The sequence below is a fragment of the Streptomyces speibonae genome (assembly GCF_984686075.1).
In genome coordinates this window covers 7,239,060-7,253,164 of record NZ_OZ480260.1, presented here as the reverse complement: position 1 = coordinate 7,253,164, position 14,105 = coordinate 7,239,060, and the positions used below count along the sequence as shown (strand labels likewise).

General features: G+C 72.6%; 15 protein-coding genes and 1 riboswitch. Of the genes, 11 read left to right on the top strand and 4 right to left on the bottom strand.

Annotated elements, in window-relative coordinates:
- The first annotated feature begins 40 nt into the window (after positions 1-40).
- The 3 genes from AC5L3C_RS32765 (at position 41) to AC5L3C_RS32755 (ending at position 2,005) form a co-directional block, all read left to right on the top strand.
- Complete coding sequence (locus AC5L3C_RS32765) at positions 41-676, top strand: ATP-dependent Clp protease proteolytic subunit (RefSeq protein ID WP_493652761.1); 636 nt, start codon at positions 41-43, stop codon at positions 674-676.
- A 7-nt stretch (positions 677-683) separates the two neighbouring features.
- Complete coding sequence (locus AC5L3C_RS32760) at positions 684-992, top strand: hypothetical protein (protein ID WP_125508619.1); 309 nt, start codon at positions 684-686, stop codon at positions 990-992.
- Between the two features lie 346 nt (positions 993-1,338).
- Positions 1,339-1,528: riboswitch (cyclic di-AMP (ydaO/yuaA leader) on the top strand.
- Positions 1,529-1,531: 3 nt separating this feature from the next.
- Entirely contained in the window at positions 1,532-2,005 is a 474-nt protein-coding gene (locus tag AC5L3C_RS32755; RefSeq protein WP_125508617.1) for a C40 family peptidase, read from the top strand.
- 64 nt (positions 2,006-2,069) lie between these two features.
- Here AC5L3C_RS32755 and AC5L3C_RS32750 read toward each other — a convergent pair whose 3' ends face one another.
- Positions 2,070-2,537, bottom strand: a complete 468-nt coding sequence (locus tag AC5L3C_RS32750; RefSeq protein WP_125508614.1) for an ATP-binding protein — start codon at positions 2,535-2,537, stop codon at positions 2,070-2,072.
- A gap of 212 nt (positions 2,538-2,749) precedes the next feature.
- On the opposite strand from AC5L3C_RS32750, the gene AC5L3C_RS32745 reads away from it, so the two are divergent.
- Together AC5L3C_RS32745 and AC5L3C_RS32740 are read left to right on the top strand one after the other, a co-directional pair.
- The gene (locus AC5L3C_RS32745) at positions 2,750-3,610 is read left to right on the top strand and encodes a helix-turn-helix domain-containing protein (protein WP_125508612.1); all 861 of its coding nucleotides are present in this window, start codon (positions 2,750-2,752) and stop codon (positions 3,608-3,610) included.
- Positions 3,611-3,619: 9 nt separating this feature from the next.
- Positions 3,620-3,844: a DUF397 domain-containing protein gene (locus tag AC5L3C_RS32740; protein ID WP_125508610.1), complete on the top strand. Its 225-nt coding sequence runs from the start codon at positions 3,620-3,622 to the stop codon at positions 3,842-3,844.
- A 71-nt stretch (positions 3,845-3,915) separates the two neighbouring features.
- On the opposite strand, the gene AC5L3C_RS32735 is transcribed toward AC5L3C_RS32740, so the two are convergent.
- Positions 3,916-5,043, bottom strand: coding sequence for an 8-amino-7-oxononanoate synthase (locus AC5L3C_RS32735; protein WP_493652760.1), 1,128 nt, complete (start codon positions 5,041-5,043; stop codon positions 3,916-3,918).
- A gap of 147 nt (positions 5,044-5,190) precedes the next feature.
- On the opposite strand from AC5L3C_RS32735, the gene bioB reads away from it, so the two are divergent.
- The 4 genes from bioB (at position 5,191) to AC5L3C_RS32715 (ending at position 9,819) form a co-directional block, all read left to right on the top strand.
- Positions 5,191-6,372: a biotin synthase BioB gene (gene bioB / locus AC5L3C_RS32730; protein WP_493652758.1), complete on the top strand. Its 1,182-nt coding sequence runs from the start codon at positions 5,191-5,193 to the stop codon at positions 6,370-6,372.
- Positions 6,365-7,690 carry an adenosylmethionine--8-amino-7-oxononanoate transaminase gene (locus AC5L3C_RS32725; RefSeq protein WP_493652756.1) on the top strand — a complete coding sequence of 442 codons (1,326 nt, stop codon included), beginning with the start codon at positions 6,365-6,367 and terminating at the stop codon, positions 7,688-7,690. The genes bioB and AC5L3C_RS32725 overlap by 8 nt, the downstream gene beginning before the upstream one ends.
- 1 nt (position 7,691) lies before the next feature.
- Positions 7,692-8,408: a dethiobiotin synthase gene (gene bioD / locus AC5L3C_RS32720; protein ID WP_493652754.1), complete on the top strand. Its 717-nt coding sequence runs from the start codon at positions 7,692-7,694 to the stop codon at positions 8,406-8,408.
- 709 nt (positions 8,409-9,117) lie between these two features.
- Positions 9,118-9,819, top strand: coding sequence for a class I SAM-dependent methyltransferase (locus AC5L3C_RS32715; protein WP_125508599.1), 702 nt, complete (start codon positions 9,118-9,120; stop codon positions 9,817-9,819).
- On the opposite strand, the gene AC5L3C_RS32710 is transcribed toward AC5L3C_RS32715, so the two are convergent.
- Both AC5L3C_RS32710 and AC5L3C_RS32705 read right to left on the bottom strand, forming a co-directional pair.
- Positions 9,820-10,194, bottom strand: a complete 375-nt coding sequence (locus tag AC5L3C_RS32710; RefSeq protein WP_125508597.1) for a fic family toxin-antitoxin system, toxin component — start codon at positions 10,192-10,194, stop codon at positions 9,820-9,822.
- A 4-nt stretch (positions 10,195-10,198) separates the two neighbouring features.
- Positions 10,199-10,447: a toxin-antitoxin system HicB family antitoxin gene (locus AC5L3C_RS32705; RefSeq protein WP_125508595.1), complete on the bottom strand. Its 249-nt coding sequence runs from the start codon at positions 10,445-10,447 to the stop codon at positions 10,199-10,201.
- 196 nt (positions 10,448-10,643) lie between these two features.
- On the opposite strand from AC5L3C_RS32705, the gene AC5L3C_RS32700 reads away from it, so the two are divergent.
- Together AC5L3C_RS32700 and AC5L3C_RS32695 are read left to right on the top strand one after the other, a co-directional pair.
- On the top strand, positions 10,644-11,495 hold the full coding sequence (locus AC5L3C_RS32700; RefSeq protein ID WP_493652751.1) for an ABC transporter ATP-binding protein: 852 nt from the start codon (positions 10,644-10,646) through the stop codon (positions 11,493-11,495).
- Positions 11,496-11,499: 4 nt separating this feature from the next.
- The gene (locus AC5L3C_RS32695) at positions 11,500-14,067 is read left to right on the top strand and encodes an ABC transporter permease (RefSeq protein WP_493652749.1); all 2,568 of its coding nucleotides are present in this window, start codon (positions 11,500-11,502) and stop codon (positions 14,065-14,067) included.
- The last annotated feature ends 38 nt before the right edge of the window (positions 14,068-14,105 follow it).

Genomic DNA, 14,105 nt, shown 5'->3' with positions numbered 1-14,105 from the left:
GTACATTTTTTACAGACACAGCCAGACAGGAGGGGCCCTCATGACCCGACCGTCCGCCCGCCACGTCCTGCCCGAATTCACCGAACGCACGGCATCCGGGCAACGGACGACGGATCCCTACTCGAAGCTGCTCGAGGAGCGGATCGTCCTCCTCGGGACGCAGATCGACGAGACCTCCGCGAACGACGTGATGGCGCAGCTCATGTACCTGGAACACCACGCCCCCGACCGGGACGTCTCGCTGTACGTCAACTCCCCGGGCGGCTCCTTCCACGCCATGTCGGCCATCCACGACACCCTGCGCTACCTCACCTGCGACGTGGAGACGATCTGCGTGGGCCGGGCCGAGGGCGCCGCCGCGCTGCTGGTCGCGGCCGGCACCCCGGGCAAGCGGTTCGTGCTGCCCGGCTCACGTCTGGTGCTGCGCCAGCCCGCCCTCCTGGAGCCGATCGAGGGGCAGACGAGCGACCTGGCGATCCAGGCGGAGGAGCTGACCCGGATCCGGGCCCGCATGGAGGAGATGCTCGTGCGGCACACGGGCCGCACGGCGGAGCAGGTCCGCACCGACCTCGAGCGGGACACGGTCCTCGACGCGCAGGGCGCCGTCGACCACGGCCTGGCGGACCGGATCGTGCCCCACCGCAGGGGTGTCCACCCGGCCACCGGCGCGAGGTGAGGCGCGCATGCTGCCTCCGGAGCTTCCTCCGCTGCCCGCGCTGACCCGCGCGGAGGCCGAGCTGATCGACCGGTACCTCGAGGCCGTCGACCTGCTCGGCCGGGTCAACCCCGCCCTGGGCGGCGACACCTACCGGAGCCTGCGCGCCGCCCAGGCGCTGGTCGGCAAGGCCGTCGCACTGCGCGACGCGCTGACCCTGATGCACCGGCGCGGCGAGAGCGAGATGCACTCCGCCACGCTGGCCCGCGCGCTGCGGGTGCTGGACGGCGAGCGACGTACGGCCAGGGTCACACTGCCGCCGGGGCCGGGGAGTTGACCCCCGCGACTCCCCGGACGACGGTCCGCGCGCCGGTGCGCTCGGCCCGGGGTTGAAACGGACCAAATGGCGTACCCCCGTCCGGCGTAGACGAACCTCCTGTTTTCGGGTTTCTCAAGTTGCACGAGGGAGGCGACCACGGGGCGACATGGGGCATCGCATCGCTGGTCCGGGGCTGCGCGAGCCCCGGACGGCGGTTCGAACACGACAGGGGCCACTCGAACGGGTGAGTGGCGCGTAACAACACAAACCCCACGTTCCATTGGGTTTTCGCTCCCGCCATGAGCCAAGATCCCTGACTGACGACAAGACCCCGCCGCAGCGGCGGGGCGATCCGGGCGGACGCCGAGTCCTGCCGCCGCCCGGATGACCGGTCGACAGGAGTGGATCGGCAGGAGTGGAGGACCCAAGCACGACGGGCCGCCGGAACGTCCGTTCCGAGCAGCCCTTGGGGTGAAGCCGCATCCGTGCGGCCGGGCCACTTCGCCAGCCCGAATCCGACAGGTCATCCTTCACAGGCGGCTGACGAAGGGTTGCGCATGACTGCGCTCAATCGTGTCCCGTCTCTCATGGCCCGGGCCGGCACGGCCTCGGCTCTCACCCTGGCTGCCGTGGGCAGCTCACTCGTGGTCCCCGGAGCCGCCTCGGAGGCGGCTGCCGCGAGCACGGCGACCAAGGCACTGCGCGTCGCAGCCTCCAAGAAGGGCTCGCCGTACCAGTGGGGTGCCGCCGGGCCGTACCGGTTCGACTGCTCGGGACTGACGCTCTATTCGTTCAAGAAAGCGGGCAAGAAATTGCCCCGCACCGCTGCCCAGCAGTACAACAAGACCCGTCACATCTCGGCCGGCAGCCGCAGGGCCGGGGATCTGGTGTTCTTCCATTCGGGCGGTTACGTGTACCACGTCGGCATCTACGCCGGGAGCGGCAAGATCTGGCACGCCCCGAAGACCGGGGACGTGGTGCGGCTGCAGACGATCTGGACCCGGAGCGTCTCGTACGGCCGGGTGAGCTGACCCCCGCGGGGGCGGCGGCACCCGAGGCGTGCCGCCGCCCCGCCGGCCCACACCGGCGTGGGTCCTACGGCTCCTGCTGTCCCGCCGCCGTGACCGCTTCGGCGGCCTGGACGGTCCAGGTCCACGGCAGTTCGACCGAGACGGTCTTGCCGCCCTCACGCGTGGGGCGAATCCTCAGTCTTCCTCCGCATTCCGCGGTCAGCCAGCGGATGATCACGAGCCCGCGGCCGTTGTCCTGCTGCACCGCGGCGGGCAGCCGTTTGGGGAACCGGGGGTGGCTGTCCGTCACCCCGATGTGCACCCGTTCATCGCGGACCAGAGCGACGTCCACCGTGAACGTGGGTGACTGCCCGAACGTGTGCTGCACCGCGTTGGTGGCGAGTTCGGAGACGATCAGCCGGACGGTGTCGGACAGCTCCGTGTCCGCCGGCATGCCCCATCCCTCCAGCGTGCCCACCACATGGGTCCGGGCGGCGGAGACCGAGGCGGGATCGCTCGGCAGAGTGACGGATGCTTCCAGATGGTCTGCCATGGCGACGTCGTCCCTTTCCCACGGAACCGCAGTCCGACACGGAGCGGCTGGTTCGAGTACGGTCCCGCACTGGTGCTTCGTCGCCAGAGTGCCATCACCGCACGGCACACGGCGGCGATCCACCAAGATATGCATATATCTGTCGCTCAAAGCGGTGAACTCTGCGACGGGAGACCGTATCCGGGCGGCTCGGAAGGAGTAAGGAGAAGCCCATGCAACACGGTCCCGCGGTGCGCCGCCGCAAACTGGGCGCCGAATTGCGCGCGCTGCGCACCTCGGCGGGACTCACCAGCGGCGAGGCGGCCCGGCTGGCGGGGTGGCACCAGTCGAAGGTGAGCCGGATCGAGACCGGCACCAGTGGGGTGAAACCGGCCGATGTGCGGTTACTCCTCGACGTCTACGGCGTGGCGGATCCGCAGTTGCGGGAGTTGCTGCTGGTGCTGTCGGGCAGCGGTGACGGCGGCGGCCGGCACCACTGGTGGCACGCCTACCGGGGCGTACTGCCGCCCACCTACCGGGACTTCATCAGTCTGGAGTCGCAGGCCAGCGGGATGCGCACCCTGGAGACCACGGTGATCCCGGGTCTGTTGCAGACGCCCGAGTACGCGCGGGCCGTGACGGAGGCCGCTCTGGAGGGGGTGCCGGAGGAACGGCTGGACGCCCTGGTGGAGGTGCGGCTGGCACGCCAGGACGTGCTGCGTGCCGAGCCGCCGCTGGAGCTGAGCGCGGTGCTGGACGAGGCGGTGCTGCGGCGGGAGGTCGGGGGTCCCGGCGTGATGAGCCGGCAGCTGATCCGGCTGGTCGAGGCGGCGCGGCTGCCCCAAGTGCGGTTGCAGGTCCTTCCGTTCACCGCCGGCGCGCACATCGGTGTCACCGGTCCTTTCGTCATCTTTTCGTTTTCGCGCGCTTCTGATCTCGATGTGGTTGTTCTCGACCACTTGACGAGTAGCCTCTATCTGGAGCGGAAAGAAGACCTCCGGGCCTACGTGGAGGCCTTCAACGCCCTTTCGATCCACGCCCTTTCACCCGAGGACTCGTTGGATTTCATCGCCGGTGCAGCAGCCGGCGCGTAAGGAGGCACGATGCCCGTACCGCCTCGGACCATCCCTTCCTGCCTCGCACTGCGGGATGTGCGGTGGCTGCGCAGCAGCTACAGCACGGGTGCCAACAACTGTGTGGAGACGGCCCGGCCGCTCTCCGGCCCGCAGGCCGGACTGCTCGCCGTGCGCGACTCCAAGGCCCCCGACGGACCGGCCCTGCTCTTCTCCCCCGGGAGCTGGACCGAGTTCGTGACCGCGGTCCGCTGACCGGGACGCACATCCACCGGTCCGACACACCGTCAGTCACCTCGCGCGACGCACGGCCGTGCCCCGCCGACTCATGGCCGCGTTTCGCCGATCACCCGTACAGCGCGTTCGATCTCTGCCCCGGACAGGTCCGCGCGGGCGGTCAGTCTGAGCCGTGAGATGCCGTCGGGCACGGAAGGAGGACGGAAACAGCCCACGGACAGGCCGGCCGCCCGGCAGTCGGCCGCCCATCGCACGGCCTGCTCCGGGGAAGGGGCACGCACGGAGACGACCGCGGCGTCCGGACGCACCGCGTCCAGTCCCGCGGCCGTCAGCCGGCCGTGCAGTGCGCGTGCCACCTGGCCGGCCCGTGCCGCACGCGCGGGTTCGCGGCGCAGCAGCCGCAGCGCCGCCAGGGCCGCACCCGCCGCCGCCGGGGCGAGCCCCGTGTCGAAGATGAACGTCCGCGCCGTGTTGACCAGATGCCCGATCACCCGGGCCGGGCCGAGCACCGCTCCGCCCTGGCTGCCGAGCGACTTGGAGAGCGTCACCGTCACCACCACGTCCTCGGCCCCCGCGAGGCCCGCCGCGTACGGGGCGCCGCGGCCGCCGTCGCCGAGCACGCCGAAGCCATGCGCGTCGTCGAGGACCAGGCCCGCTCCGTGCTCCCGGCACGCCTCGGCCAGCCCCGCCAGCGGGGCCGCGTCGCCGTCCACCGAGAAGACCGTGTCGGACACGGTCACGGCCGGCCCGTCGTGGCCGTCCAGCGCTTTGCGCACGGCGTCGGGGTCGTTGTGCGCCACGACCTGTGTCGTACCGCGGGCCAGCCGGCAGCCGTCGATCAGGGAGGCGTGGTTGCCCGCGTCGGAGACCACGAGGGAGCCGTGCGGGGCGAGCGCCGTGACGGCCGCGAGGTTGGCCGCGTAGCCGGAGGAGAAGACCAGAGCGGCCTCGGTGCCGCAGAAACGGGCGAGCTCGCCCTCGAGTTCCGCGTGGAGTTCCGTGGTGCCGGTGACGAGCCGGGAGCCGGTCGACCCGCCGCCCCAGGTCCGCGCGGCGCGCGCGGCGGCCTCGGTGACCTCGGGGTGCCGGGCCAGCCCGAGGTAGTCGTTGCTCGCCAGGTCGAGCAGCGGCGTGCCGGCGGGGCGGGGGCGCAGGGTGCGGACGAGTCCTGCCCGGCGGCGCCCGTCCGCCTGCTCGTCGATCCATCCGAACGCCATGGCTCCTCCGGGGATTTTGTAGGCAGTGAACAGACACTAGCGGCAGGCCGGACGGGTCACTGTGTGGCAATACCCACACCGTCGAGCGCCTCTGTTGTACGAACTCTCCTTGGCCCGAGCGGGTCGCGTAAGACAGGATCGGCTCTCATGGACCTGCTGAACACGCTGGTGGACAAGGGGCTTCGGCGCGAGACGCCGACCCGGGCGGAAGCGCTGGCCGTCCTCGCGACGTCCGACGACGATCTGCTCGATGTGGTGGCCGCGGCCGGAAAGGTGCGCCGGCACTGGTTCGGCCGGCGGGTGAAACTGAACTATCTCGTCAACCTCAAGTCCGGCCTGTGCCCGGAGGACTGCTCGTACTGTTCCCAGCGGCTGGGCTCCAAGGCGGAGATCCTCAAGTACACCTGGCTCAAGCCGGACCAGGCGTCCGAGGCGGCCGCCGCCGGGCTCGCGGGCGGTGCCAAGCGGGTGTGCCTGGTGGCCAGCGGCCGGGGCCCCACCGACCGCGACGTGGACCGGGTCTCCGACACCATCAAGGCGATCAAGGAGCAGAACGAGGGCGTGGAGGTGTGCGCCTGTCTCGGGCTGCTGTCCGACGGACAGGCCGAGCGGCTGCGCGAGGCGGGTGCCGACGCCTACAACCACAACCTCAACACGTCGGAGGCGACGTACGGGGACATCACGACCACGCACACGTACGCCGACCGGGTGGACACGGTGCGCAAGGCGCACGCGGCCGGTCTCTCGCCCTGCTCCGGGCTGATCGCCGGCATGGGCGAGTCCGACGAGGACCTGGTCGACGTGGTCCTCGCGCTGCGCGAACTGGACCCGGACTCGGTGCCGGTCAACTTCCTGATCCCGATGGAGGGCACACCGCTCTCCACGGAGTGGAACCTGACGCCGCAGCGGTGCCTGAGGATCCTGGCGATGGTGCGGTTCGTCTGCCCGGACGTCGAGGTGCGGATCGCCGGCGGCCGTGAGGTCCATCTGCGCACGATGCAGCCGCTCGCGCTGCACCTGGCCAACTCGATCTTCCTCGGCGACTACCTCACCAGCGAGGGCCAGGCCGGCAGGGCGGACCTGGAGATGATCGCGGACGCGGGCTTCGAGGTGGAGGGCACCGACCGGGTGACGCTGCCCGAGCACCGCGCGGGCGGCGGCTGCGGGTCCAACGAGAACGGCGGCTGCGGGTCCCGCGAGGGCGGCGGGGTGTGCGGTTCGTCCGGCGCGGAGGCGGGCGCGGGACGGAGCGCGGGGCAGGAGCCGCGCCGCGATCTGGTCGCCGTGCGCCGCCGGGGCGCCGGAACGGATCTCGCCCCCAATGCCTGAGCCGTCCGGCGCGCTCGCCGCGTCGGTCGCGTCGGGCGCGTCGGTCGCGTCGGTCGCCGAGCTGCTGGAGCTCGACCGGCGTCATGTCTGGCATCCGTACGGGCCCATGCCGGGCCGCCGGGAACCGCTCGTCGTGGAGTCGGCGAGCGGGGTGCGGCTGCGGCTCGCCGACGGTTCGGGAGAACTGGTCGACGGGATGTCGTCCTGGTGGTCGGCGATCCACGGCTACAACCACCCGGTGCTCAACGAGGCCGCGCGGGGTCAGCTGGAGCGGATGAGCCATGTGATGTTCGGCGGGCTCACGCACGAGCCCGCCGTGCGGCTGGCCAAGCTCCTTGTCGACATGTCACCCGATGGTCTGGAGCATGTTTTCCTCGCCGACTCCGGGTCGGTGTCGGTCGAGGTCGCCGTGAAGATGTGCCTGCAGTACTGGCGTTCGCTGGGCCGGCCGGAGAAGCGGCGGCTGCTCACGTGGCGGGGCGGCTACCACGGGGACACCTGGCACCCGATGTCGGTGTGCGACCCCGAGGGCGGGATGCACGAGCTGTGGTCCGGCGTGCTGCCGGCCCAGGTGTTCGCCGACGCCCCGCCGGACCGGTACGAGGAGTCCTACGCCGACCGCCTGTGCGCGGCGGTCGAACGCCACGCGGGGGACGTCGCCGCGGTGATCGTGGAGCCGGTGGTGCAGGGCGCGGGCGGGATGCGGTTCCATTCCCCCGCGTATCTGAGGGTGCTGCGCGAGGCGTGCGACGCGCACGACGTGCTGCTGGTGTTCGACGAGATCGCGACGGGGTTCGGGCGCACGGGGGCACTGTTCGCGGCGGAGCACGCGGCGGTCTCGCCCGATGTGATGTGCGTGGGCAAGGCGCTGACCGGCGGTTATCTGACCATGGCGGCCACCCTGTGCACCGCGCGGGTGGCCGAGGGCATCTCGCGCGGCGAGGTGCCGGTGCTGGCCCACGGCCCGACCTTCATGGCCAACCCGCTGGCGGCGTCCGTGGCCTGCGCCTCCATCGGGCTGCTGCTGGGGCAGGACTGGCTCGCGGAGGTCGAGCGGATCGGGACGGGCCTGCGGGCAGGGCTGGAACCGGCGGCCGGGCTGCCCGGGGTGCGGGACGTCCGGGTGCTCGGCGCCATCGGGGTCGTCCAGCTCGACCACGCCGTCGACATGGAGGCGGCCACCCGGGCGGCGGTGCGCGAAGGGGTGTGGCTGCGGCCGTTCCGCGACCTGATCTACACCATGCCGCCGTATGTCACGGACGACGCGGACGTGGCGCGCATCGCCCGCGCGGTGTGCGCGGCGGCGGAGGAGGGATGACATGCCGGTGATGGTGGTCACGGGCACGGGCACCGAGGTCGGCAAGACGGTGGTGACGGCCGCGGTCGCCGCGACGGCGCTGGCGGCCGGCCGCTCGGTCGCCGTGCTCAAGGCGGCGCAGACGGGTGTGCGGCCGGACGAGCCCGGGGACGCCGAGGAGGTCGCGCGTCTCGCCGGCGCGGTCACCACGGCGGAACTCGCGCGCTTCCCGGACCCGCTGGCCCCGGCCACCGCCGCCCGCAGGGCCGGACGGGCCCCCGTACATCCGCACCAGGTGGCGGAACGGGCCGCCAAACTGGCCACCGAGCACGATCTGGTGCTGGTCGAAGGCGCGGGCGGACTGCTCGTACGGTTCGACGCGGCGGGCGGGACGCTGGCGGACGCGGCGGCGCTGTTGTCGGCGCCGGTGCTGGTGGTGGCCCCGGCGGGGCTCGGCACCCTGAACGCGACGGAGCTGACGGCACGGGAGCTGCGCGGGCGCGGTCTCGACGTGGCGGGCGTGGTGATCGGCAGCTGGCCCGACGAGCCCGATCTGGCGGCGCGCTGCAATCTGGTGGACCTGCCGGACGTGACCGGTGCCCCGCTGCTGGGTGCCGTACCGGCGGGCGCGGGCACCCTCGCCCCGGCCGGCTTCCGCGCGTCGGCACCGCACTGGCTGGCGCCCCGCCTGGAGGGCACGTGGGACACGGAGGCCTTCCTGACCCGCGAGACCGCCTGACGCCCGGGAACACCGGCCGGGGGCCTGCGCCCCGACGCCTCCCGTCCGCCGTCGACCGTCCACCCACCACACCGGGACCGCCGCCACCCGCCCCTCGCTCCCAGCGCCCCCCACAGCGCATACCGGCCCCGGAAGGCCCCGAAGGGCCCCCACCTCAACACGCCACGGGACCGCCACCCCGCACCCGTGCACCCGACCAACGCCCACACAGCACATATCAGCCTCGGACGGCCCCGAAGGGCCGTCACCCGTGCACGCCTCGCGGGACCGCCGCCCCGACCCCCTCCGGCCCAGCGAACCCCCACACCAAGCCCCACACGGCGCGTGTCGGCCCCGGAAGGCCCCGTAGAGCCCCCACCCCAGCACGCCGGACCGCCACCACCCACTTCTCGGCCCAGCGCCCCCACCACCACGCCCCGCGCGGCGGCCACTCCGGCCTCGGGAGACTCCCCCGGGAGGCATCCGCGCCGGCGCACTCCGCAGGACCGCCGACGCCCGCCCCCCGATTCGACGAACCCGCACACCGGCCCACGCGGCCACTCCGGCCCCCGGGGTGCCCACACGAGGCGGACGGCGCACAAGGCCGGCAAGGCGCTGTGTCGACACACCCACAGCACACCGTCCAGCCCTCAGGGGCCGCCTTGACGGCGGGGTGTCGGGGGACGGGGGTGGGGGGAGAATCGGCGTAGGCCCGTTGTGGGAGGTTCTCATGCCGCTGCGATCCGCACGCTCCGCGCAGGTCGCGCGGGATCCCGTGCATCACCCGGTGTTCGCCCGCTACTACGCCCGGGCCAGTGTCGCCGCCGAGACCCGCGCGGGGATCGCGCGGCTGCGGGACGGGCTGCTCGGCGGGCTGTCCGGACGCGTGCTCGAGGTCGGCGCGGGCAACGGGCTGAACTTCGCGCACTACCCGGGCGCCGTCTCGGAGGTCGTCGCCATCGAACCGGAGCGGGCCCTGCGCGCGCTGGCCGTGGAGGCCGCCCTGCGTGCCCAGGTGCCGGTGGACGTCGCGCCGGGGGTGGCGGAGGCGCTGCCGGTCAAGAGCGAGGCGTTCGACGCGGTGGTGCTGTCGCTGGTGCTGTGCAGTGTGCGGGACGTACCGAGGGCGCTGGCGGAGGCGCGGCGGGTGCTGCGGCCGGGCGGCGAGCTGCGGTTCTTCGAGCACGGCCGGGGCGGTGGCCGGGCCATGCGCCTCACCCAGCGCGCGCTGGACCGCACGGTGTGGCCGCCGCTGGCCGGGGGCTGCCATCTGGCCCGGGACCCGGTCGGCGCGATGCGGGAGGCGGGCTTCGAACTCGGCCCGTACCGACGGGTGATGGTCCCGGAGAAGGGGCCGGTGCTGCCCGCCTCGTACTGTGTCACGGGCACCGCGTGGCGGCCGGTGGGCGATGCCGCGGCCGGCGGCCGCTGATCACTGGCACCAGCGGCGCAGCTCGGCGGCGATGTCGTCGACGGTCGCGTCGCCGCTCTTGACCAGGCGGGCCAGATCGCGGACCTGTTCCGGCGAGGTGACGACCTTCAGCCCGCTGGCGACGAGGTAGGCGTAGGCGACGGCGGAGGCGAACAGGGCGTTGGAGCGCTCCAGCGCGGGGACGTGGATCAGCAGCTGGAGGAGCGCGGCCGCGCGGGTGTGCGCGCTGTCGTAGACGGGGACGTCGAATATCTCGGCCTCGTGGCGTGCGACGGCGGCGACGAGGGCACCCCAGTCGGTGACCCGTGGGTCTCCGGGGGTCCGCTGCTCGGCGAGCATGAGCAGCCACGCGAGGTCGATGCGCAGGTTGTCCAACGGCTCAGCGGCGGCCGTCGCGCGGCGTCGTCCGGGCAGGGGATCCCGCCTCGAACTCCTCGGCGAAGACGCTTTCGTACTGCTTCATGAAGTCGGCCGCGGCGTCCACGAAGGCGCGGCCCGCCTCGCCGGTGTCCTGGCGGACCAGTTCCTCGATGTACCGGTTCACGCTCATCCCCCGCGCCAGGGCACGCTCCCGCGCCGCGCGGGCGGTGCCCTCGTCCACGCGAACGTTCAGCTGGGTCTTCGCCATACCCCGAAGCTAGCGCCGGAGCGCTAGCAGTGGCAAGTACGGACACCCGGGCGAAAAGGATGCCCCTTACATCGGCTTCCGGGACCCGACCTGAGGTGGAGAGGGTCCCGCACCCCAGGGGGATACCGGTGTGCGACGGGTCACACTACCCTCGGCGCGACCGGCACCACCCGACGTCCACTCGGAGGAGGCGGCCTTGTCGACACCTGCTGCGGAGCACGCCCCCGGTCTCGCGTGGGCCGACGGGATCGCGGCCCGCGCCCGCGGCCTGACCAAGGCGTACGGCTCGGGTGAGACGACGGTACACGCCCTCGACTCGGTGGACGTGGACATCGTGCGCGGCCGGTTCACGGCCGTCATGGGGCCGTCGGGGTCGGGGAAGTCCACGCTGATGCACTGCCTGGCGGGGCTCGACACCGTGTCCGCCGGACAGGTGTGGCTGGGGGACACCGAGATCACGGGGCTGAAGGACCGCGAGCTGACCCGGCTGCGGCGGGACCGGATCGGGTTCATGTTCCAGTCGTTCAACCTCATCCCGACCCTCAACGCGCGGGAGAACATCACCCTGCCCATGGACATCGCGGGCCAGAAGCCGGACGAGAAGTGGCTGGACCAGGTCATCGACACGCTGGGCCTGCGCGACCGGCTGCGGCACCGCCCGGCCCAGCTGTCGGGCGGGCAGCAGCAGCGGGTGGCGTGCGCGCGTGCGCTGGCCTCCCGGCCGGAGCTGATCTTCGCGGACGAGCCGACCGGCAATCTCGACTCCCGCGCAGGGCTGGAAGTGCTCGGCTTCCTGCGCGAGGCCGTGGACGCGCTCGGACAGACCGTCGTGATGGTCACGCACGACCCGGGCGCCGCCGCCCACTCCGACCTGGTGCTCTTCCTCGCGGACGGCCGGATCGTGGACGAGATGCGCCGGCCGACGGCAGAGTCGGTGCTGGAGCGGATGAAACGCTTCGACGTGATCCGCGCACCGTCGGACGACGGCGGCGGGGGCAGCGGGGCCGGCGAGGGCGACGGGGACCCGACCACGTCCGGCGAGGGCTGACGCCGTGCTGAGGACGACGCTCAGGAGCTTCCTCGCGCACAAGGGGCGGCTGCTGCTGTCCGCGCTGGCCGTCGTGCTGTCCGTGGCGTTCGTCGCGGGCAGCCTGATCTTCTCCGACACGGTCTCCCGCACCTTCGACCGGCTGTTCGCCTCCACGTCCGCAGATGTGACCGTGGCACCCCGGGAGGACCTGGAGTCCTCGGTGCCCACCGGCGCCGTCGCGACGGTCCCCGCCTCGCTCGCCGAGCAGCTGGCCGGGGTCGAGGGCGTCGAGTCCGCGCACCCCGACGTCGAGGCCGACAACATCACGGTCACCGACAGCGACAACGAGTCGGTGGGGCCGACGACCGGCGCCCCCACCCTGGCCGTGGACTGGCACGTCACCGAGCGCAGTGTCGTCGAGCTGACCTCGGGCCGCGCCCCGCGCGGTGGCGGCGAGGCGGTGCTGGACGCGGACACCGCCGACGTCAAGGGTGTGAAGATCGGCGACACCCTGTCGGTGCAGGCCCAGCCCGGCACCTTCCGGGTGGAGGTCGTCGGCATCGCCACGTTCCGGACGACCAACCCCGGTGCGGCGCTCGTCTTCCTCGACCCGGCCGTCGCCGCCACCGAGCTGCTGGGCTCCGCGGACCGGGCGACCACCGTCTCGATCACCGCCGCGCCGGGCGTCTCCGACGAGCAGCTGAAGCAGCGGGTCACCGCCGAACTGGGCGCGGGCGCCTACGAGGTGCGGACGGCCGACGAGACGGCGCGGACGGCCGCCGACGAGCTCGGCGGCTTCCTCGACGTGATCAAGTATGTGATGCTCGGATTCGCCGGGATCGCTGTTCTGGTCGGCGTGTTCCTGATCGTCAACACCTTCTCGATGCTGATCGCCCAGCGCACCCGCGAACTCGGCCTGCTCCGGGCCCTGGGCGCCGACCGCAGACAGGTCCGCCGGTCGGTGCTCATCGAGGCGGTGCTGCTCGGTCTGGTCGGCTCGACACTGGGACTGGCGGCCGGCATCGGTCTGGCCTACGGCCTCATCCGGCTCATGAGCACGTTCGGCATGAACCTCAAGACCACCGAGATGGTGGTCGGCTGGGCCACGCCGGTCACGTCGTACGCCGTCGGCGTGGGCGTCACCTTCGTCGCCGCGTATCTCCCCGCCCGCCGCGCGGCGGGGGTGTCGCCGATGGCCGCACTGGCCGACGCGGAGATCGCCGGTGTGGGGCGGCCGCTGCGGGCGCGGGCGGTGACGGGCTCCGTGGTGGGAGCGCTGGGCGCCGCCGCGCTGGCGGGCTGTGTGCTGTCCGGCGACACGGCCACCGCCGCCTCGCTGCTGGGGCTCGGCATCGTCCTCACCCTGATCGCGACCGTCATCGCGGGGCCGCTACTTGTGCGGCCGGTGATCCGGGTGCTGGGCGCGGCGTTCCCGGCGCTGTTCGGTTCCGTCGGCCGGATGAGCCAGCGCAACGCCCTGCGCAATCCGCGCCGCACCGGCGCCACGGCCGCCGCGCTGATGGTCGGCCTCGCCCTGGTCGGCGGGATGTCGGTGGCCAGCGCCTCGATGTCGCGGTCCTTCGACGAGCAGATCGACAAGACTCTGGGCGCCGACTTCGTGATCCAGAACGCCAACTTCCTGCCGTTCTCCCAGGAGATCACCGACCGGGTGCGGGACACCGACGGCGTGGGCCTGGTCGTGCGCCAGCGGTTCGCGCCGGTGGCGGTACGGCTGCCGGACGGCGAGCGGATCGAGACCACGGCGGCCGGGTACGACGACCGGGTGGACGACGTCGCGCGGGTGACGTACACGGCCGGCGACACGGCGGCCGCGCTGGCGGACGGCAACATCGCCATGGACGCCGGTTTCGCCGAGGACCACGGCGTCCGCATGGGCAGCACGGTCCCGGTCGAGTTCCCCGGCGGCAGGAGCACCGAGCTGACGGTGGCCGCCCTCACGGACGTCGAGGGCGGCGACGGCTTCGGCATGCAGGGCGGACTTGTCTTCGGCATCGCGACGGTCGAGGAGTACGTGCCGGGCGGGCAGGACTCCGCGCTGTACGTCAACGCGGCCGACGGGACGGGCGTGGACGAGCTGCGCGAGCGGCTGGAGACCTCACTCGAGCCGTATCCGCAGGTGCAGGCGCGTGACCAGGCCGACTACAAGGAGCTGGTGCACGACCAGATCGCGGTGCTGCTGTATCTCGTCTACGCCCTGCTGGGGCTGGCGATCATCATCGCGGTGCTGGGCGTGGTGAACACCCTGGCGCTGTCGGTGGTGGAGCGCACGCGCGAGATCGGTCTGCTGCGGGCGATCGGCCTGTCCCGGCGGCAGCTGCGGCGGATGATCCGGCTGGAGTCGGTGGTGATCGCGGTCTTCGGCGCGATGCTGGGGATCGGCCTGGGGCTGGTGTGGGGCCTGTGCATCCAGCAGGTGCTGGCCCTCCAGGGCATGACCGCCCTCGCGATCCCCTGGGGGACGGTCGTGGCGGTCGTCGTCGGGGCGGCCGTGGTGGGCATCGCGGCGGCCCTGCTGCCTGCGCTGCGGGCCTCGCGGATGAACGTGCTGGAGGCCATCGCGCACGAGTGAGCCCCGCGCGGGGGCCGTCCGGATCGTGGAATTGCGTG